Origin of the sequence: Kitasatospora sp. NPDC088779, from assembly GCF_040685395.1 — a bacterium.
Lineage (GTDB): Bacteria > Actinomycetota > Actinomycetes > Streptomycetales > Streptomycetaceae > Kitasatospora.
This window is the reverse complement of the sequence record NZ_JBFBHW010000005.1, coordinates 51,156-71,235: the sequence shown is the minus strand read 5'-3', so window position 1 is coordinate 71,235 and position 20,080 is coordinate 51,156. Positions and strand designations below refer to the sequence as shown.

Annotated in this window: 17 protein-coding genes and 1 riboswitch; of the genes, 7 read left to right on the top strand and 10 right to left on the bottom strand. The window is 74.3% G+C overall.

Annotated features, from left to right (window positions below):
• The first annotated feature begins 76 nt into the window (after positions 1-76).
• From AB0P03_RS05930 to AB0P03_RS05910, 5 genes are all read left to right on the top strand, one after another.
• Positions 77-1,012, top strand: a complete 936-nt coding sequence (locus AB0P03_RS05930) for an alkaline phosphatase family protein (RefSeq protein WP_363627925.1) — start codon at positions 77-79, stop codon at positions 1,010-1,012.
• A 5-nt stretch (positions 1,013-1,017) separates the two neighbouring features.
• Positions 1,018-2,346 (top strand): MFS transporter, encoded by a 1,329-nt coding sequence (locus AB0P03_RS05925; protein ID WP_363627924.1) that lies wholly within the window; start codon positions 1,018-1,020, stop codon positions 2,344-2,346.
• On the top strand, positions 2,343-3,377 hold the full coding sequence (locus tag AB0P03_RS05920) for a hypothetical protein (RefSeq protein ID WP_063349576.1): 1,035 nt from the start codon (positions 2,343-2,345) through the stop codon (positions 3,375-3,377). Before AB0P03_RS05925 ends, AB0P03_RS05920 begins: the two co-directional genes overlap by 4 nt.
• A gap of 66 nt (positions 3,378-3,443) precedes the next feature.
• A complete protein-coding gene (locus AB0P03_RS05915) occupies positions 3,444-4,226 on the top strand; it encodes a hypothetical protein (RefSeq protein ID WP_363627923.1) in 783 nt (260 codons plus the stop codon).
• A 211-nt stretch (positions 4,227-4,437) separates the two neighbouring features.
• Positions 4,438-4,911, top strand: a complete 474-nt coding sequence (locus AB0P03_RS05910; RefSeq protein WP_363627922.1) for a hypothetical protein — start codon at positions 4,438-4,440, stop codon at positions 4,909-4,911.
• A gap of 23 nt (positions 4,912-4,934) precedes the next feature.
• Here AB0P03_RS05910 and AB0P03_RS05905 read toward each other — a convergent pair whose 3' ends face one another.
• The 5 genes from AB0P03_RS05905 to AB0P03_RS05885 are packed head-to-tail and all read right to left on the bottom strand — an operon-like array spanning position 4,935 to position 11,617.
• Positions 4,935-6,323 (bottom strand): cobyrinate a,c-diamide synthase, encoded by a 1,389-nt coding sequence (locus AB0P03_RS05905; protein WP_363580681.1) that lies wholly within the window; start codon positions 6,321-6,323, stop codon positions 4,935-4,937.
• A gap of 25 nt (positions 6,324-6,348) precedes the next feature.
• On the bottom strand, positions 6,349-6,954 hold the full coding sequence (cobO, locus tag AB0P03_RS05900; protein ID WP_363580571.1) for a cob(I)yrinic acid a,c-diamide adenosyltransferase: 606 nt from the start codon (positions 6,952-6,954) through the stop codon (positions 6,349-6,351).
• Between the two features lie 6 nt (positions 6,955-6,960).
• Positions 6,961-9,117, bottom strand: coding sequence for a putative cobaltochelatase (locus AB0P03_RS05895; protein ID WP_363627921.1), 2,157 nt, complete (start codon positions 9,115-9,117; stop codon positions 6,961-6,963).
• Positions 9,114-10,652, bottom strand: a complete 1,539-nt coding sequence (locus AB0P03_RS05890; RefSeq protein WP_363627920.1) for a cobyric acid synthase — start codon at positions 10,650-10,652, stop codon at positions 9,114-9,116. The genes AB0P03_RS05895 and AB0P03_RS05890 overlap by 4 nt, the downstream gene beginning before the upstream one ends.
• Positions 10,649-11,617 carry a cobalamin biosynthesis protein gene (locus AB0P03_RS05885; protein ID WP_363580577.1) on the bottom strand — a complete coding sequence of 323 codons (969 nt, stop codon included), beginning with the start codon at positions 11,615-11,617 and terminating at the stop codon, positions 10,649-10,651. Before AB0P03_RS05885 ends, AB0P03_RS05890 begins: the two co-directional genes overlap by 4 nt.
• Before the next feature lie 107 nt (positions 11,618-11,724).
• A riboswitch (cobalamin riboswitch) is annotated at positions 11,725-11,857 on the bottom strand.
• A gap of 268 nt (positions 11,858-12,125) precedes the next feature.
• Here AB0P03_RS05885 and AB0P03_RS05880 point away from each other — a divergent pair.
• Together AB0P03_RS05880 and AB0P03_RS05875 are read left to right on the top strand one after the other, a co-directional pair.
• A complete protein-coding gene (locus AB0P03_RS05880) occupies positions 12,126-13,247 on the top strand; it encodes an alpha/beta hydrolase (protein WP_363627919.1) in 1,122 nt (373 codons plus the stop codon).
• Positions 13,248-13,592: 345 nt separating this feature from the next.
• Positions 13,593-15,026 carry a hypothetical protein gene (locus AB0P03_RS05875; protein ID WP_363580581.1) on the top strand — a complete coding sequence of 478 codons (1,434 nt, stop codon included), beginning with the start codon at positions 13,593-13,595 and terminating at the stop codon, positions 15,024-15,026.
• 102 nt (positions 15,027-15,128) lie between these two features.
• Here the strand turns inward: AB0P03_RS05875 and AB0P03_RS05870 are convergent, their stop codons facing one another.
• The 5 genes from AB0P03_RS05870 to AB0P03_RS05850 form a co-directional block, all read right to left on the bottom strand.
• The gene (locus AB0P03_RS05870) at positions 15,129-15,953 is read right to left on the bottom strand and encodes a CDP-alcohol phosphatidyltransferase family protein (protein ID WP_051710986.1); all 825 of its coding nucleotides are present in this window, start codon (positions 15,951-15,953) and stop codon (positions 15,129-15,131) included.
• A gap of 40 nt (positions 15,954-15,993) precedes the next feature.
• Complete coding sequence (locus AB0P03_RS05865) at positions 15,994-16,686, bottom strand: phosphatidylserine decarboxylase (protein WP_363580583.1); 693 nt, start codon at positions 16,684-16,686, stop codon at positions 15,994-15,996.
• Positions 16,687-17,219: 533 nt separating this feature from the next.
• Positions 17,220-18,422 (bottom strand): acyl-CoA dehydrogenase family protein, encoded by a 1,203-nt coding sequence (locus AB0P03_RS05860; RefSeq protein WP_363580585.1) that lies wholly within the window; start codon positions 18,420-18,422, stop codon positions 17,220-17,222.
• 148 nt (positions 18,423-18,570) lie between these two features.
• Positions 18,571-19,074, bottom strand: a complete 504-nt coding sequence (locus AB0P03_RS05855; RefSeq protein WP_363580587.1) for a MaoC family dehydratase — start codon at positions 19,072-19,074, stop codon at positions 18,571-18,573.
• An 11-nt stretch (positions 19,075-19,085) separates the two neighbouring features.
• The gene (locus tag AB0P03_RS05850; protein ID WP_363580589.1) at positions 19,086-20,069 is read right to left on the bottom strand and encodes a CoA ester lyase; all 984 of its coding nucleotides are present in this window, start codon (positions 20,067-20,069) and stop codon (positions 19,086-19,088) included.
• Between the last annotated feature and the right edge of the window lie 11 nt (positions 20,070-20,080).

Here is a 20,080-nt window from a genome sequence, read left to right as displayed (position 1 = left end):
TGTGCGGTACACGACACGGCGCGATCCTACTGTTCTCGGCGCTCCAACCAGGCAGCCCCGACGCACGGAGGACCCGATGGCCTTCGCACGACTCCGCACCCCCGGAACCACGTCCCCCCGCCGCCCCTCCCGCCGCCCGCTCCGCCGGCCCCTCACCGCCCTCGCCGCCGGGCTCGGCCTCGTCGGCGGCTCGCTCGGCCTGTGGGCCGCCGGCGGCAGCGCGGCCGCCGACACCACGGGCGGGCTGCCCTCGCCCGACCACGTGATCGTCGTGATGATGGAGAACCACGCCTACTCGCAGGTCATCGGCAGCAGCTCCAGCGCGCCGTACATCAACAACACGCTGGTCGCCGGCGGTGCCGCGCTCACCCAGTCCTTCGCGCTCACCCACCCCAGCCAGCCCAACTACTACATGCTGTTCTCCGGCAGCGCGCAGGGCGTCACCGACGACAGCTGCGTCGACGTCGGCGCCCTCCAGCAGCCCAACCTGGGCTCCGAACTGCTCGCCGCCGGCCGGACCTGGGCCAGCTACAACGAGGGCCTGCCCGCCCAGGGCGCCACCGACTGCCGCGTCGACAACTACGCGCAGAAGCACAACCCGTGGTTCGGCTTCGGCAACGTGCCCGCCTCCAGCGCCTACGGCATGGACGCCTTCCCGACCGACTACACCACCCTGCCCAAGGTCTCCTTCGTCATCCCGGACCTGTGCAACGACATGCACGACTGTTCCGTCGGCACCGGTGACACCTGGCTGCAGACCAACCTCGCCGCCTACGCGGACTGGGCCAAGAGCCACAACAGCCTGCTCGTGGTCACCTTCGACGAGGACAACCGCCTCGCCGGCAACCGCATCCCGACCGTCGTCTACGGTGCCCACGTCACCCCCGGCAGCAGCACCGGCACCACCTACAACCACTACAACGTGCTGCGCACCCTGGAGGACCTCGCCGGGCTGACCACCCACGCGGGCAACGCCGCCAACGCCACCGACATCACCGGCATCTGGAACTGACGCCCGTGTACGTCGCGGACTCCCGCAGCTCCAAGGCCCCCGCCGCCCCGGCCTCCGCAACGGAGCCGCCGGGGCGGCGGGGCGCCGCCCTGCGCGCCGTACCCGGGACGGTGCTCGCCCTCGGCGCCGTCAGCCTGGTCACCGACATCTCCTCCGAGATGGTCACCGCCGTCCTGCCGCTCTACCTGCTCACCGGCCTCGGCCTCTCCCCGCTCGGGTTCGGGCTGCTGGACGGCATCCAGAACGGGTTCAGCGCGCTCGTGCGCCTCGCCGGGGGCCACCTCGCCGACCGCCGCGGCCGTGACGGCGCCGCCCGCCACAAGGCCGTCGCGGCCGTCGGCTACGGCCTGTCCGCGCTCTGCAAACCGCTGCTGCTGCTCGTCCACACCGTGCCGCTGATCGGCGCCGTGATCGCCGTCGACCGCACCGGCAAGGGTCTGCGCACCGCGCCCCGGGACGCGATGATCTCGCTCTCCACCGAACCCGCCCACCGCGGACGGGCGTTCGGCGTGCACCGGGCGATGGACACCGCCGGGGCCCTGCTCGGCCCGCTCACCGCCTTCCTCGTGCTGCGCCTGGCGGGCGGGCCGATGCTCGCCGACGGGGGAGAACGGCACGGCTACAACGCGGTGTTCACGGTCAGCGCGTGCGTCGCCGCCCTCGGTGTGCTGGTCCTGCTGCTGTTCGTGCCGAACCGGCCGTCGACTGGCGAGCCGTCAACTACTGCTCCCACGCTGCGCGACAGCCTCACCCTGCTGCGGCTGCCCGGGCTGCGACGGCTCACGCTCTGCGCCGTCCTGCTCGGACTCACCACCGTCAGCGACTCCTTCCTCTACCTCCTCGTCCAGCGCCGGCTCGGCCTCTCCGTCGACCTGTTCCCGCTGCTGCCGCTCGGCACCGCCGCCGCCTTCCTGCTGCTCGCCGTCCCGCTCGGCGCCCTCGCCGACCGGATCGGCCGCCGCCGGCTCTTCCTCGGCGGGCACGTGCTGCTGCTGCTCGCGTACGGGCTGCTGCTCTCGCCGGCCGGCGGCCCGGCGGTGGCCGTCTGCGTCCTCGTGCTGCACGGCGCCTTCTACGCGGCCACCGACGGCGTGCTCGCCGCCGCCGCGGCCGACGCCGTCCCGGCCGGGCAGCGCGGCGCCGGGCTGGCCCTGGTCGGCACCGGGCAGGCGCTCGCCCGGTTCGCCTGCTCGCTGCTGTTCGGCGCGCTGTGGAGCGCGGTCGGCGGCACCGGCGCGCTGGGCTGGTCGGCGGGGGCGCTCGCGCTCTGCGTGCTCGGCGCGGCCGCCGTCCTGCGTGAACCCGCCACCACCACCGTCGAGGAGAGCCCGTGAACCGACTCCAGAACCGGACCAGGGTGATCATCCTCCTGGTCGCCGTCCTGCTGCTCGGCGCCGTCGGCACCGGGGCCGTCCTCCACGCCGCCGACCGCACCGCCCGGCGCGACCAGGCCCAGCCCGGCGGCCCCGCCGTCACCGAGGGCGCCGTCACCCTGCAGAAGCCCTCCGAGGGGCGGAAGCTGGTCTTCCGCAACATGGCCTGGGGCCCGCACCGCGACGAACTCACCGCCGTCCCCGCCGACCGCCCGGACGGTCCGCGCACCGCCTCCGGCGTCCAGTGCCTGCGCTTCTACGCCGCCGCCGGCACCGGCATCTGCCTCCAGGCCCAGCACGGCGCCCTGGAGGACACCTACCGCGCCGTCGTCCTCGACGACCACCTGCGCGAACGGCGCTCCTACCCGGCGGCCGGCATCCCCACCCGCTCCCGAGTCTCCCCGTCCGGGCACCTCGCCGCCTGGACGGTCTTCGTCAGCGGCGACTCCTACGCGGGCACCGACTTCTCCACCCGCACCTCCATCGTCGACGTCCGCGACTGGAACCTCCGGGACAACCTGGAGACCTTCGACGTGATCAAGGACGGCCACCCCTACCAGGCCCACGACATCAACATCTGGGGCGTGACCTTCGCCGACGACAACACCTTCTACGCGACCCTCGCCACCGGCGGCCACACCCACCTCGTCCGCGGCGACCTCGCCGCCCACACCCTCACCACCCTGCACGAGAACGTCGAGTGCCCCTCGCTCTCCCCGGACGGCACCCGCATCGCGTACAAGAAGCGCGTCCCCGGCCTGTCCCCCGACGCCCCCTGGCGCCTGTACGTCCTCGACCTCGCCACCATGACCGAGACGGCCACCGCCGAACAGCGCAACATCGACGACCAGGCCGTCTGGTCGGACACCGGTACCCTCCTCTACGCTCTGCCCGGCGACTACGGCGCCGACCTGTGGACCGTCCCCGCCGACGGCGGCGGTGCCCCCCGGCGGGTCACCCAGGCCGCGGTCGCCCCCGCCTACCTGGGCTGAGGAACTCTCGGCTACGGTCCCTCGTCGAGCACAATGACGTCCTGATCGAACGGGGGAACGACAATCGTGGACGGCATCCCGCCCGAGCGCGCGGTCACCGACTCCTGGCCGGCCCTGCACGGCCGACCCGTCCTGCGGCGCACCGTCGCCGTCGGACTGGTCCTCTGCGTGTCCGTCGCGGCCGCCCTCGTGGTGCGCGGCGTCAACTCGCTCACCGCCGGCCGCGTCGGCCGCGAGACCGACCGCGACCGGGCCGAACTCCTCGCCGGCCTCCACCCCTCCCAGCACCCCGGTGTCGGCCGCTCCTACGTCCCCGTCGGCGCCGTCTACACCCACACCCCCGACGGCGCCCCCATCGCCTACCTGCACTACCGCGTCGCGGGCAAGGACGTCGGCCTCGGCGACTTCCTCCGCGCCTACGACCTCCCGGCCCCCGGCCCCACCGCACCCCTCCCGGCCGACCTCACCGCCGCCCTCGGCGGCGACGGCCCGGCCGAGGCCCCCGAACTCCTCCCGGACCCTGAGCCCACCCCCACCCCCGACGCCACCACCGCGGACCCGGCGCCCCCGGCGCCCGCGGCACCCCCTGGCCTCCAGGCCGCCGACCCCGACGCCGAACCGGACGCCGACGCCGACCCCACCCCGGACCTCGACGACGAAACCCCCGAGCCCACCCCCTCCGTCACCCTCCCCCTGACCCCGACCCCAACGCTCACCCCGACGCCCACCCCCTCCCTCACCCCCACCCCGCCCCCCAGCCACCCCCAGACCACCCGCCGCATCTACGTCGCCACCATCCCCGGCGCCGCCCCCGGCGCCGCCGACATCTACATCCGCGCCACCGGCTGAGCGCGCCCCCGGCGTCTGCGCCTGAACCGCCGCGCGGTCCGGCGCTTCGGCGTACGTTGGGGGGGCAGGGGCGGCCCCGCGGTGACGGTCGGTCCGGACGTGCGCGGGCGGTGTCAGCAGCGGCAGGCGGCCGTAGTGGTCGGGCAGTTCGCGTGTCCGTGGCCTCCCCGGTGGCGTTAACCCGGCGGGAACCGCACCGGAGGAGGAGCCCATGAAGGACAAGACCCCCAGGGACATCGCCGTCGACGACCAGCTGCGGGCGGCAGGGGCGGAGGGCGCCCAGTGGCTCAGTGCCGCCGGGTGGGGGTCGCCGGTGACGGTCCCGGTGCAGAAGGCCGCCAGGTGGCAGCAGGAGACCAGGGCCCGGATGCTGGCGGCGCAGGCGGACGAGTCCTGCACGTGGTGCGTCCACCTGCTCAACGGCGGCCCCCAGCCCGTGGTCGTCCACGCCGAGCACCCGACCCACCTGGTCTGCCGCGCCTGCTCCATCGCCGCCCGCCCCCGCCGCGCCTGCCTGGACTGCGGCGGGCCGGCCGCCTCCGCCTCCCCGGCGGACGGCCGCGAGGACGTCTTCATGGGCCCGGTGGCGATCTACACCCGCCTCCGCTGCGCCACCTGCCACCGCGCCGACCGCCCCGACCGCCCCGACCCCCTGACCGGCACCTTCGGCAACGGCCCGTCCTGAGACGGGCAGGGCCCGAGGGGGGGTCACGGTGACGCGGGGTTCCCGGGGGTCGCCTGGTAGGTGGCTGCGGCGGAGGTGAAGGAGGTGGCCAGGGACGGGGCTCCGGCCCAGTGCAGGTGCAGGTAGGAGGCGTGGACGTGGCTGCCCGCGAAGCCCTCGGTGCGGGGGCCGGTGGGCAGGCGCCAGCCCCAGGCGGGGTGCTCGCCCGCGCCCGGTTCGCAGACCGTCCGGTGGAACTCGTGGCCGCGCACCCGGGTGCCGGTCCGGGCGAGCGGGGAGTCGTGCAGGGCGACGGCCTCCCGGTAGCCGAGGGTGAGCCGTTCGGTCATCCGGGCGCCGGTGTCCAGCACGCCGCACATCGGCAGGCCGTCCAACTCGCGTCCCAGGTAGAGGAGTCCGGCGCATTCGGCGGCGATCGGGCCGCCGCCGGCGGCGAACTCCGCGATGGCCCCGCGCAGCGCCGTGTTGCCGCTCAGCTCCCGGACGTACAGTTCGGGGAAGCCGCCGCCGATCACCAGGCCGGCCGTGCCGTCGGGCAGCGCCGAGGCGTGCAGCGGGTCGAAGGGGACGACCTCGGCGCCTGCGGCGGTGAGGAGTTCGGCGTTCTCGGCGTACGAGAAGGAGAACGCGGCGCCGCCCGCCACCGCGATCCGCGGTGTGCCGGCCACCGGGTCGACCTCGGCCGACGGGTTCCACGGTTCGGCGGTCAACTCCGGGGCCGTCCGGGCGAGTTCGAGCAGGGCGTCCAAGTCGACCGAGGCGGCGACGAGTTCACCCATGTCGGCGACGGCGCGCAGGGCCTCCGCCGAGCGCTCCACGGCCGGGATCAGCCCGAGGTGGCGGGACGGCGTGGCGACCGCCGTGGAGCGGCGCAGCGCGCCCAGCACGGGCACGCCCGAGCCTTCCTCCAGGGCCTCGCGCAGGAGGTGCTCGTGCCGGTCGGAGGCGACCCGGTTGAGGATCACCCCGGCGAGGCGCACCTCCGGGTCCCAGGAGGCGAAGCCGTGCACCAGCGCGGCCACCGACCGGGACTGCGAGGAGCCGTCCACCACCAGGACCACGGGCGCCCGCAGCAGCTTGGCGACGTGCGCGGTGGAGGCCAGCTCCCCCCGCCCGGAGGCCCCGTCGAACAGGCCCATGACCCCCTCGACCACCGCGACGTCCGCCCCCGCCGCGCCGTGCAGGAAGAGCGGGGCGATCCGCTCCGGGCCGCACAGGAAGGCGTCCAGGTTGCGGCCCGGGCGCCCGGCGGCGAGCGCGTGGTAGCCCGGGTCGATGTAGTCGGGGCCGACCTTGTGCGGGGACACCGCCAGCCCGCGCGCGGTGAGCGCCGCGATCAGGCCGGTGGCGACGGTGGTCTTGCCGGCGCCCGAGGAGGGCGCGGCGATGACGAGGCGGGGGATGGCGGCCAACGGCCTGCCGGCAGTGCTCAACGGTCTACCACTCGATACCGCGCTGGCCCTTGCGGCCGGCGTCCATGGGGTGCTTGACCTTGGTCATCTCGGTGACCAGGTCGGCGAATTCGGTCAGCGGCTCGGGCGCGTACCGGCCGGTGACGACGACGTGCTGGCTGCCCGGGCGGTCCTTGAGCACCGACACGACCTCCTCCGGGTCGACCCAGCCCCAGTGCATCGGGTAGGTGAACTCGTCCAGCACGTAGAAGCGGTAGGTCTCGGCCGCCAGGTCGCGCTTGACCTGCTCCCAGCCCTCCTTGGCGGCCGCCTCGCTGTCCATCTCCATCTCGCTGGAGCGCTGGATCCACGACCAGCCGGAGCCCATCTTGTGCCAGTCGACCGTCCCGCCCTCGCCGGAGGCGCCGAGCACGCGCAGCGCGTTCTCCTCGCCGACCTTCCACTTGGCGGACTTCACGAACTGGAACACCCCGACGGGCCAGCCCTGGTTCCAGGCCCGCAGCGCCATGCCGAACGCGGCCGTGGACTTGCCCTTGCCGGGGCCGGTGTGCACGGCGGTGATCGGCTGCGTGCGGCGCTGACGAGTCGTCAGGCCATCGTCGGGGACGCTCTCGGGGACACCCTTGGGCATGTCGGCTCAGGCCGCCTTTCGCATGGTGGTGGCACGGTTCTCGCGACGGTTCTCGCGCCGGCTGTCCTGCCGGTTCTCGCGGACGAGCGAGGCGACGCCCTCGGGGCGCAGCTCGTCCAGGCTGACGGCGGTGCCGCCGAGCAGCCCGGCCAGGGTGCGGGCGAGGCCGAGTCGGACGGGGCCGGACTCGCAGTCCAGCACCACGCTGGCGGTGCCCTGCGCGGCGAACAGCCCGGCCGCGCGCTGCGACCGGGCGAGCGCGTCCCGCCCGCCGGTGGCCCGGCCGTCGGTCACCACGACCAGCAGCGGGCGGCGGCTCGGGTCGCGCAGCCGCTCCACCCGCAGCACCTCGTGCGCGCGCAGCAGGCCGGCGGCCAGCGGGGTGCGACCGCCGGTGGGCAGCGACTCCAGCCGGGCCGCGCCGACCTCCACGGACGACGTCGGCGGTAGCGCCAGTTCGGCGTCCGCGCCCCGGAAGGTGATCATGCCGATCTTGTCGCGCCGCTGGTAGGCGTCCATCAGCAGGGACAGCACGGCGCCCTTGACGGCGGTCATCCGCTGCCGGGCGGCCATCGAGCCGGAGGCGTCGACGACGAACAGCACCAGGTTGGACTCCCGTCCCTGGCGGACCTGTTCGCGGAAGTCGTCCTTGCGCAGCACCAGCGCCCGGCCGGCCCGCCCGCGTGCCGCCTGGTGCGGTGCGGCGGCCTGCAGGGTGGCGGTCAGGTGCAGCCGGCTGAGCGCACCCTGGGGGCGCCGGGCGCGCACGGTGTGCCCGCCGGTGGTCTCGGCGGGGGAGCGGCGGCCCTGGGCGCCGTGGCCGGTGCCCTGCACGGTGAACAGCTTGGTCCGGTACGGGTCGCCGGCCGCGACCGGTGCCGACTCCCGTGCAGGGGCGGGGTGTTGGGCCGGCACGGGCTGCTGGAGCGGCTCGTCCGGCTCGGCGGCCGATGCCTCCGGACCAGAGGCGGGCTCGGGGGCCCCGCCGCCGTCCGGGCCGCCGCCGGGGCCGCCGTCCGGGCCCGGACCGTCGTCCTCGGGGCCGTCGCCCTCGCCGTCGCCCTCAGCCTCTCCTGAGCCCCCGGGCTCCTCGGGCTCCGACGACTCCTCGGGCTCCGAGGGCTCCGACGACTCCGAGGGCTCCTGCGGCTGCGCGTGCTCCTCCAGCGTCCGGTCGAGCTGTTCCTCGTCCAGCCCCGGCGCGTCGAAGGGGTTGCGGCGGCGCCGGTGCGGCAGCGCCAGCTGGGCGGCCTTGCGGACGTCCTCCTCCAGCACCTCGGTCCGCCCGTCCCAGGCGGCGAGCGCGACGGCGGTGCGGGCCATCACGATGTCGGCGCGCAGCCCGTCCACCTCGAACGCGGCGCACACGGCGGTGATCTGGCGCAGTGCGACATCCGTCAGCTCCACCTCGGGCAGCAACTCCCGTGCGGCGGTGATGCGTTCGGCGAGCGCCTGCTCGTCCGCGGCGAACCGCGCGGCGAAGCCGGCCGGGTCGGCGTCGTAGCCGAGCCGGCGGCGGACCACCTCGGCGCGCTCGGCCGGGTCCCGGGTGGCGGCGATCTCGACGGTCAGGCCGAACCGGTCGAGCAGCTGCGGCCGGAGCTCGCCCTCCTCCGGGTTCATCGTGCCGACCAGCAGGAAGCGGGCGGCGTGCCGCACCGACACGCCCTCGCGCTCGACGTACGAGCGGCCCATCGCGGCGGCGTCCAGCAGCAGGTCCACGACGTGGTCCTGGAGCAGGTTCACCTCGTCGATGTAGAGCACGCCGCGGTGCGCCTTGGCGAGCAGCCCCGGCTCGTACGCCTTGACGCCCTCGGCGAGCGCCCGTTCCAGGTCGAGCGAGCCGACGATCCGGTCCTCGGCCACGCCGACCGGCAACTCGACCAGCTGGGCGGGGCGTTCGGACGCCGAAGGGCGGTCGTGCGGCCCGTCCGGGCACTGCGGGTCCGGAGCGGCCGGGTCGCAGGCGAACCGGCAGCCGTCGACGGCCGCGAGGGTCGGCAACAGGCCGGCCAGCGCGCGCACCATGGTCGACTTCGCGGTGCCCTTCTCGCCGCGCACCAGCACGCCGCCCACGGCCGGCGAGACCGCGTTGAGCAGCAGTCCGAGCCGCAGGTCGGGCATGCCGACGATCGCGGTGAACGGATAGCGGACGTCACTCATGCATACTCCCCAGGTGCCCCGGGCGCCAGGAACGGCAGCGATCCGGCCGCCGGCACCCCGCCCTCGATCAGCTTCCACAGCGCGTCGGTGTCCGCGTGTTCCTCGATCAGGTCGCCCAGCCGGTCCAGCCGGGCCTCGCGCGCCTCGGCGAACGAGGTGTCCGGCGCCGGCACGAACGCCCGGCCCGCCAACGCGGCGACCTCGCGCAGGAGTTCACGGCGGAAGCCGTCGTTCTCCAGCGCGCCGTGCCAGGTGGTGCCCCACACCGGGCCGACCCGGCAGCCGTCCAGGCCGTGCCCGTCGTCATCGGAGAAGAACGGCTCGCCCCCCTCCACGGCCACCACTCCGTGGTGGATCTCGTACCCCTCGACCCGCTGCCCGTACGCCGTGCCGGCCGGCCGCGCCAGCACCTTCTCGGCGCCGAACCGCACGTGCGTCGGCAGCAGGCCCAGGCCCTCGACCGAGCCGGCCCCGGACTCCACCTCGTCCTCGATCCCGCGCGCCAGCATCTGGTAGCCGCCGCACACCCCGAGGACCGGCAGCCCGGCCGCCGCCCGCGCCTTCAGCGCCGGCTCCAGGCCGCGTTCGCGCAGCCAGGCCAGGTCGGCCACGGTGGCCCGGGTGCCGGGCAGCACCACCAGGTCGGCGTCGGCCAGTTCCTCCGGCCGGGTCACCCAGCGCACCAGCACACCGGGCTCCTGCGCCAGCGCGTCCAGGTCGGTGAAGTTCGACAGCCGGGGGAAGCGCACCACGGCCACCCGCAGCACGTCCGCCCCGAGCGGGCCGCGGCCGTCCACCCGGTCCACCACCGTGGACAGGTCCAGCGAGTCCTCGGCGTCCAGCCACAGGCCCGGCAGCATCGGCAGGGTGCCCAGCACCGGACGGCCGGTCAGCCCGTGCAGCATGTCCAGGCCGGGCGCCAGCAGCCGCGCGTCGCCGCGGAACTTGTTGACGAACCAGCCCGCCACGTGCCGCTGGTCCTCCGCCGACAGCAGTGCCAGCGTCCCGTACATCGCCGCGAAGACGCCGCCGCGGTCGATGTCCCCGACCACCACCACCGGCAGCCCGGCGGCCGTCGCCAGGCCCATGTTGGCGATGTCCCGGTCCCGCAGGTTGATCTCGGCGGGCGAACCGGCGCCCTCGCAGACCACCACCTCGTAGCGGCGGCGCATATCCGCCAGGCACTCCAGCGACCGTTCCAGCAGGACGGGCTTGCGTTCGCGGTAGTCCAGCGCGCCCACCTCGGCGACCGGCCGGCCCAGCAGCACCACCTGGCTGCGGCCGTCCGCCCCCGGCTTCAGCAGCACCGGGTTCATCGCCGCCTCCGGCTCCACCCGGGCCGCCTGCGCCTGCATCGCCTGCGCCCGGCCGATCTCGGCGCCGTCGGCGGTGACGAAGGAGTTCAGCGACATGTTCTGCGCCTTGAACGGCGCGACCCGCACCCCCTGCCGGGCCAGCCAGCGGCAGATGCCCGCGGTCACCACACTCTTGCCCGCGTCCGAGGTCGTCCCCGCGACCAGCAGTGCGTTGCTCATGCCCTTCCCCTCCACCGTGTCGTCAGCAAGCGCAGCGCGACGTGCCCCGCGACCGTCGTACCCAGGGCCAGCGCGCCCACCCGCCGGGAGAGCACGCAGGCCCGCTCGATGTCGTCCGCCGTCACCGGCCGCAACTCCGCGCCCAGCACCGGCCGGTGTTCCACCCGCTCCCCGTACTGGAGGGTCCCGCCCAGCCGGACGCCCACCGCGCCCGCGAAGGCCGCCTCCGCCTGGCCCGCGTTCGGGCTCGGGTGCGCCGAACCGTCCCGCCGCCAGACCCGCCAGGCCGTTTTCGGCTGCGGCGCGGCGGCCACCGTGAGCAGAGCCGTCAGCCGGGCGCCCGGCCAGCCCGCCACGTCGTCCAGCCGGGCCGAGGCCCAGCCGAACCGGGCGTACCGCGGCGAGCGGTGGCCGACCATCGCGTCCAGCGTGTTCACCGCGCGGAACGCCAGCAGCCCCGGGGTGCCCGCCAGCGTGCCCCAGACCAGCGCGTTCACCACGGCGTCCGCCGTGTTCTCGGCCACCGACTCGACCACCGCGCGGGCGATCTGAGGCCCGTCCAGCGCGCTCGGGTCCCGCCCGCACAGGTGCGGCAGCCGCTCCCGCGCGGCCGCCAGGTCGCCCGTGGCCAGCGACCGGCCGATGGTGCGCGCCTCCCGGGTCAGCGAGGTGCCGCCCAGCACCGTCCAGGTCGCGGCGGCCGCCAGCGCGGCCCGGCCCAGCGGACGCCGGCCCACCGTACGGTCCAGGGCCACCGCGCCGGCCGCGACCGCGCCGACGCACAGCGCCGTGTACCCGGCGCCGGCCACCCGGTCGTCCTGCCACACCCGCCGCTCCAGCCGGGTCGCCGCACCGCCGAAGACGGCCACCGGGTGGCCGCGCCGGGGGTCGGCGAAGCGGGCGTCCGCGGCGAAGCCCGCGGCGGCGCCGAGCGCGAACGCGGCGGCGCGGGTCAGCGGGCGCACGGCGGGTTCGGCGGAAGGCCGCGTGGGGTCCGGCGGGGCGGGGCAGCCTGCATCGCGTGCGTGTCCTCACTCAGGGTCCGCGCCCTGGATCGACGTACCGGGGGCGAGAGTCTCCTGGCTTCCGGGTCGGACACACCCCCGGGCCTTCCAGCGGCTTCTGACGGTCCGCCGTGGCAATGTTCCGAGCGTGCTCCCCGGTGACAGTGGCGGGACCGCGCCGGACTCGCACCGGCTTCCTCTGCATGCCTCCGTTTGGCCCCAGGATCCCATCACGCGGCCGAACCGGGAGTCAACCGAGGTCACGGAGGGGTTGGTCACACCTCGGAGCCCCGTCGCCACCTCCGATCCGCCCGCCCCGCCCCGCCCTGCCTGACGCCCGCCCAGCCCGAGGCCCCGCCGTGCCCCGGACGGCCCAGCCCGGTGGCCGCCCGCGCGGCCCCCCGGTGAACTGGTGCCCGGACACCGCCCGGACACCGTCCGGTCCAAGACCAGCAGAGCGGGGAGCGATATGCGTTGGGGAACCGCGGCCGTCGTGGCGGCCGCCGTCGTCGGCGCCGGGGCCGCCGGGGCCGCCGTCCTGGTGATCGGCCGCCGGGCCTCCGAACGGCTGGTCCACCCGGCGAGCGCCGCCCGGGAGTCCGGCCCCGTCCTGGTGCGGAGCCTCGCCGCGGGCCGGATCACCTTCAACCGCCGCCCCGAGAGCCTTCGCCCCGGCCGCTGGGCCGTGGAATGGGACGACCACGGCCACGCCGTCGTCGAGGAGGTCCTGCACAGCGACGAGAACGGCGTCACCCGCCGCCTCGTCCGCGCGGACCGGGGCACCCTCACCCCCGGCACCGAGGTCCGCTTCACCCCCCGCGTCCACCTCGGCGACCCCACCGAGGCGCTCGGCCTCCCCTTCACCGACACCGCCGCCGACGGCGAACTCGGCGCCCTCCCCGCCTGGCGCCTCGCCGGCAAACGCGGCACCTGGGTGATCCTCGTCCACGGCCCCGGCGCCGACCGGCAGCAGACCCTCCCGGTCCTCCCCGTCCTCGACCGCCTCGCCCTGCCCGCCCTCGCCGTCACCTACCGCGGCGACCAGGGCGCCCCGGCCTCGCCGGACGGGCTCGGCCACTTCGGCGAGACCGAGTGGCGCGACGTCGAGTCGGCGGTACGGCTCGCCCTCGACAGCGGCGCCGGCCGGGTCATCCTGTACGGCTGGTCCCTCGGCGCCACCATGGCCCTCCAGACGGCCTCCCGCTCCGCCTGGGCCCATGCCATCAGCGGCCTCGTCCTGGACTCGCCGGTCCTCGACCTGCCCGCCACCGCCCGCCGCGGCGCCGCCCGGGCCGGCTACACCGGCGCCGCCGCCGAGCTCGGCGCCCTCGCCGCCGAGGGCCGCACCGGCGTCGACCTCGCCGACTTCGGCCGCATCGCCGAGGGCGCCGACCTGCGCGTCCCCACCCTCCTCCTGCACAGCCCCGACGACCAGGTCGCCCCCTTCCGCGCCGCCGAGCGCCTCGCCGCCGCCCGCCCCGGTGTGGTCAGCCTCCGCCCTTTCCCGGGCGCCGACCACGCCACCCTCTGGAACTCCGCCCCCACCCACTACACCGAACTCCTCCGCCGCTGGCTCACCCCCCTTCTCTGAACCCAGCCCCCCCGCGTGAGAAGTCACACCCGCGGGGCCTCCGTACGGAACCCGGACCTCACCTGTCGGCCACGGAGTGTGACCGGTCGGGCGGGTAGCGCGACCGTCGCCGCAAGGGTTGAGCCGTGATGGCATGACCCCGCCACCTGTTTCCGGCCAGGCGGTTTGCCTCTGTTGCCCGATTGTTGCCCGATCTTGGGGAGGTGCCGTCGACGGCCGCCCGTCCGTACAGCCAACCGGATGTGACAGAAGGCCGGTACAAGGGGAAGACTGCTCGACGTGACGTCTCGGAATCCGCGCGACCGTGATGCCCCGCTCCCTCCGACGATCGGTACTGGTGCGACGGTGACCCGTCTCCCCGGTACGGCCCACCGGCCCGCCGCTGGCAAGCCGGGCGGGGCCGGGGTACCCCGCCGACGAGGGCCCGCTGCGGCGCCCGGTCGGGGGAGGGTTCCCGTACCGGAGGGCTTCCCCGCGCCGGCCGAGCTGGCGCCGCTGGCCCGCCGGATGCTGGTGGACGCCGTCCGGATCGCCCGCTGGGCGGGGGACCTGGAAGAGGTCGACAAGCGGGGCGAGCTGCTGCCCGATGACGCCCGTGCGGCGGGTCGGGCGCTGGCCATGACGGTCGGCGCCGCCGCCAAGGCGTGGGGGCAGGCGCTGCTGGTCGGCCTGGTGGAGGCCAGGGACGGCGGTGCGGTCCCGGGTTGGCGCCTGCACGCCTGGGAGCACGACGACGAGGCGGTCGTCCGCGGCTGGTCGGCGCTGTTCGACGCCTGGACGCTGCTCGCCCCGGTGCCGCCCGCCGCCCTGCGGGGCGTGTTCGCGGTGCTGGCCGGCCAGGCGGTGGACCAGGCGCCGCAGCTGCTGTCGTTCCTGCACCTGGTGGCCGGTCCGGTGTCGGACGGCGAACTGCTGGAGCTGCTGCGCCGGGGGCTGGACGAGCGCCGGGTGGGTGGCACGGACGGTTCGGGCCTGTCGCCCGTGCCGCACGCCGCCTCGGCGGTCTCGGCGGTCCGCGGCACGTGCCGGGAGCCGCAGATCGACACCCCGCCGTCGCCGGCGGACGTGGCCGCGGTCCTGGACTGGATGCTGGACGGCCTGGCGGCCGTCGGGGCCGTGGTCCGCAGGGACGAGGCCGCCGAGCTGTCGCCGCTGGGCCACTGGGCGGTGCGGGCGAAGCTGGAGGAGATCTGCACGGTCGCGCAGACCGCGGCCGGGCACATCGAGCAGAGCGCCTTCGAGCTGCTGAACGCCTGCGCGGACTACTCGCCGGGCCCGGCGCGGGCCGAGTTCCGCGCCTGGGTGGCGGCCCGTCCGGCCGATCGGGCGGTGGCGGAGCTGCTGGACGCGGCGCAGGGGGACGACGCGCTGGTGCGCGGGCTGGCCTTCGAGGCGCTGCGGGTGGCCGGCGGCCCGGCCGAGCAGGCGGTGCGGGCATCGGTGGACGAGCCGGTGCTGCGCCCGTACGCGCTGTTGTGGCTGGCGGAACGCTCGGACGAGGGCGTTTCGCCCGCGGACGTGCTGGGGGCGGAGGACGCGGCCTGGCTGTGGGTGGACACGGCTGCGGCGGTGCTGGACCACGGCGAGACGGAGCTGCTGGTGGGCCACGTCGAGGGCGCCGCGGCGGGCGATCCGGTGCGGTTGTTCGCCCGGGCCCGGCAGTCGGGGCACCCGCGGGCGGCCTCGGTGCTGACGGCGGTCTCGGGCGTGCACCCGGATCCGGGCGTGGCGCGGGCGGCCCGCCGCTCGGCGTTCAGCGTGCACACCGGCGGCGCGTAGCAGCGCCCGTCGAAGAACGAGCGCGACGAGGAGAAGAGCGGGCACGACGAAGAGGGGCCCGGATCCGACTGGATCCGGGCCCCTCTCGCGTACGGGAACGACTCAGCCGAGGCGGGACTCCGCCCGCCTGGCGCGGACGTCGCCGACCTTCTGTCCGACCTTGCGCCGGATGACCAGCAGCGGGGCCATCGCGGCGAGCGTGATCTGGGCGAAGGCACCGACGTGCATCAGGGCGTCGCCGCCGGGCAGGCCGGTCGCCCAGGCCGCGAGGCAGCCGATCGAGACGACGATCCAGCACAGCGTGGCGGTGGCCAGCAGCCCCTGGGGCTTGGGGTACTCGATCCGGCTGACCATGAGGTACGCGGCGCCGAAGATGGCGAGCAGACCGGGCAGGAACGGCGGGTCGAGCAGCACGATGGCGATGACCGTCATCGCGCCCATCGGGCAGGGCATGCCCTGGAACACCCCGGGCCGCATCTTGACGGCGGAGAAGCGGGCGAGCCGCAGGACGACCGCGAGCAGGACGGTGATCGCGATGAGCGCCGAGAGCTTGCTGTTGGAGCCCTGCGAGACCATGCCCCAGACGGCGACGAAGTAGGCCGGCGCGATGCCGAAGCTGATCAGGTCGGCCAGGTTGTCCAGTTCCGCTCCGAGGGCGGAGGAGCGGAGCTTGCGCGCCACCAGCCCGTCGAAGAGGTCGCACATGGAGCCGATGAGCAGCAGCGTGACCGCGGTGGCGGCGCTGTGCCGGTCGGGTGCGGCGTCCGGGTTGGTGATGTGCGGGACCAGGACCCCGGTGGTGATCGAGTAGATCGCCAGGAAGCCGCAGACGGCGTTCCCCAGGGTCAGGAAGTCGGCGGTGGACAGGTGCTGGGGAGAGCGCGGGGCGCGCAGCTCGCGGTCGCGGGCCCAGCGGCGACGGCGCAGGGCCGTCTCCTCGTCGTCCAGGCCGACGATTGTCTCAGGATCAGTCACGGTCAAGGCGCGTCACCCCGGCTGTGGTCTTCTGGCCGACCTCGACGCCGACCTCGACGCCGGCCGGCAGGTAGGTGTCGACCCGGGAGCCGAACCGGATCAGACCGATCCGGTCGCCCTGCTCGACCTTGGTACCGGCGGCGACGTACGGCACGATGCGACGGGCCACGGCCCCCGCGATCTGCACCATCTCGATGTCGCCGAGCTCGGTGTCGAAGTGCCAGACGACCCGCTCGTTCTGGTCGCTGTCCTTGTTGAACGCGGGGACGAAGCCGCCCGCGACGTGCTCGACCGACGTCACCGTGCCGGGCAGGGGCGCGCGGTTGACGTGGACGTTGAGCGGGCTCATGAAGATCGCGACCCGGGTGCGGCCGTCCGGCCAGGCGTCGATGCTCTGCACCACGCCGTCGGCGGGGGAGATCACTCTGCCCGCGCCGATCTCACGCTCGGGGTCGCGGAAGAACCACAGCATGCCCGCGCCGAGCGCACAGGCGGGTACCGCTGCCAGGGCCCACTTGCCGCTGCGCCGGGTGAGGGCGGTGGTCACGGCGGCCGTGGCGAGGGTGGGGACGAACCAGGGGGTGGCTCCGCGCGCGATGGTCACGCGGGGTCGCCGACCGGCCGTCGTGGCTGCGAGGGCATCGCGGTCCGTGACGGAGGTGTGAGGGGACGGGCTGATGGGCATCGAAGACCTTTGTCGCGGGGGATCATGGCCGCTGGACGGGGGCCACCGCGGGATCGGGTAATAGAGGGACGGCTTGCTGTCCCGGTGGATGCTATCGGGAGCACACGGTGGGTGGGCAACCCGCCTGCTCGTTCACGTGTCCGGTGGAAGCGCGTGTGCGCGTCCCACCTCTACGACCGTAGCTCGCCCCGGTCCGGTTCCCAAGGGACCGGACGGGGCTGGTGACACTTGTCTCAACAGGCCTGTCGGCGGAACCCGGTGGGCGGAACGGGCCGTTCGCGGTCGCCGGGGGTGCGGGACACGGCCCGTCGAGGGTGTGCGGAAGCGGCCGCGGGGCGTGTCGCCGCAGCTGTACGCCCTGCGGCCGCTTCCGGAGGGCCGTGCCGGACCCCGGCGGACCAGGCCGGGGCCGTGATGGCACGGCGGGTGGCCGGGACGGGCCCGCACGCCCGTCGACCGGCGGTTCGGAAGGGGTCGTCCAGCCGGCCCGGAGCGCCCCGGGGGCCGCTCGTCGAGCCGGGGTGACCCGGTGCTCACTCCGCGATCCGGTACTCCTCCAGGAGTCGGCGTCCGACGATCATCTTCTGGATCTCCGCAGTTCCTTCACCGATGAGCAGCATCGGGGCCTCGCGGTAGAGCCGCTCGATCTCGTACTCCTTGGAGAAGCCGTAGCCGCCGTGGATGCGGAACGCGTCCTCGACGACCTCCTTGCAGTACTCGGAGGCGAGGTACTTGGCCATGCCGGCCTCGAGGTCGTTGCGCTCGCCGCCGTCCTTCTTGCGGGCGGCCATGACCATCATCTGGTGGGCGGCCTCGACCTTGGTGGCCATCTCGGCGAGCTTGAACTGGATGGCCTGGTGCTCGGCGATCTTCTTGCCGAAGGTGGAGCGCTGCTGGGCGTAGGAGATGCCGAGTTCGAAGGCGCGGCGGGCGACGCCGCAGCCGCGGGCGGCGACGTTGACGCGGCCGACCTCGACGCCGTCCATCATCTGGTAGAAGCCGCGCCCGGGGACGCCGCCGAGGACGCGGTCGGCCGGGATCCGGACGTCCTGGAGGACCAGTTCGGTGGTGTCGACGCCCTTGTAGCCCATCTTCTCGATCTTCCCGGGCACGGTGAGGCCGGGGACGGTCGGGTTCGGGCCGAATCCGGGGGTCTTCTCGATCAGGAAGGTGGTCATGTTCTTGTACGGGGTGCTGCCGCCCTCGTCGGTCTTGCACAGGACCGCGACGAGGGTGGAGGTGCCGCCGTTGGTGAGCCACATCTTCTGGCCGTTGAGGACGTAGGACTCCCCGTCCTTGACGCCCTTGGTGGAGATGGCCGAAACGTCGGAGCCGAGGCCGGGCTCGGACATCGAGAACGCGCCGCGGATTTCCCCGGCGGCCATCCTCGGCAGGAAGTGGTCCTTCTGCTCCTGGGTGCCGTGGGCGTTGATCATGTGCGCCACGATGAAGTGGGTGTTGACGATGCCGGACACGCTCATCCAGCCGCGGGCGATCTCCTCGACCACCAGGGCGTAGGTGAGCAGCGACTCGCCGAGGCCGCCGTACTCCTCGGGGATGGTGAGGCCGAAGAGGCCGAGCTGCTTCATCCCCTCGACGATGGCGGTCGGGTACTCGTCCTGGTGTTCCAGCTCGGTCGCGACCGGAATGATCTCCTTGTCGACGAAATCCCGCACGGTGGCGAGGATGTCCCGCTGGATCTCGGTGAGGCCGTCGGTCTGTGCCAGGCGTCCCATCGTGCGGCTCCGAAAGGTTTAAGGGGGCGGGGGGGGGGGATTGCCGGGGGCCCTGCCGGCGTGGCTGCGGCGGCAGGGCCCCCGTTCCGGGTGGGGGCCGGCCGATGACGGCGGCCGGCCCCTCCGGGGTCTCAGGGGATTCGGGGCCCTAGGAGAGGGGAGTCGGGCGGCCGGGCTGCTCGCCGCCGCGCTCCTTGACGTACGTCTCGGTCGGCACCATCACCTTGCGGCGGAAGATGCAGACGACCGTGCCGTCCTGCTTGTACCCCTTGGTCTCGACGTACACGATGCCGCGGTCGTCCTTGGACTTGGACGGCCACTTGTCGAGGACGGTGGTCTCGCCGTAGAGGGTGTCGCCGTGGAAGGTCGGCGCGACGTGCCGCAGCGACTCGATCTCCAGGTTGGCGATGGCCTTGCCGGAGACGTCCGGGACGGACATGCCCAGCAGCAGCGAGTAGACGTAGTTGCCCACCACCACGTTCCTGCCGAAGTCCGTCGTCCGCTCGGCGTAGTTGGTGTCCAGGTGGAGCGGGTGGTGGTTCATGGTGAGCAGGCAGAAGAGGTGGTCGTCGTACTCGGTGACGGTCTTGCCGGGCCAGTGCTTGTAGACCGCGCCGACCTCGAACTCCTCGTAGGTGCGTCCGAACTGCATCGCGTCGGGCCTCAGCTTTCCGGGATCTCGAACTTGGTGGTGCGCTCCAGGCCGGCGGCCCGGCCCTTACCGGCGATGACCAGGGCCATCTTGCGGCTGGCCTCGTCGATCATCTCGTCGCCGAGCATCGCGGAGCCCTTGGCGCCGCCCGCCTCGGAGGTGCACCAGTCGTAGGCGTCGAGGATCAGCTCGGCGTGGTCGTAGTCCTCCTGGGAGGGCGAGAAGATCTCGTTCGCGGCGCCGACCTGGTCGGGGTGGAGCACCCACTTGCCGTCGAAGCCGAGGGCTGCGGCGCGCCGGGCGACCTCGCGGTAGCCCTCCTGGTTGCGGATCTGCAGGTACGGGCCGTCGATCGCCTGGAGGTCGTTGGCGCGGGCGGCCATCAGGATGCGCATCAGGATGTAGTGGTAGGCGTCGGCCGGGTAGCCGGCCGGCTGCTCGCCGACCACCAGGGACTTCATGTTGATGGAGGCCATGAAGTCGGCGGGGCCGAAGATGATGGTCTCCAGCCGGGGCGAGGCCTCGGCGATGGCGTCGACGTTGACCAGGCCCTTGGCGTTCTCGATCTGCGCCTCGATGCCGATCCGGCCGACCTCGAAGCCCATGGTCTTCTCGATCTGGGTGAGCAGCAGGTCGAGCGCCTTGACCTGTTCGGCGTCCTGGACCTTGGGCAGCATGATGCAGTCGAGGTTGGGGCCGGCGCCCTCGACGACGGTGATCACGTCGCGGTAGGTCCAGTGGGTGGTCCAGTCGTTGACCCGGACGACGCGGGTCTTGCCGCCCCAGTCGCCGTTGTTGAGCGCGTCGACGATGTGGTGGCGGGCGCTCTCCTTGGCCAGGGGGGCGCAGGCGTCCTCCAGGTCGAGGAAGACCTGGTCGGCGGGGAGGCCCTGGGCCTTCTCCAGGAAGCGCGGGTTGCTGCCGGGCACGGCGAGGCAGGAGCGGCGCGGGCGCAGTCGGTTGAAGGTGGCGGCGGGCGACGGGTGGGCAGACATGAGGGTGGGTC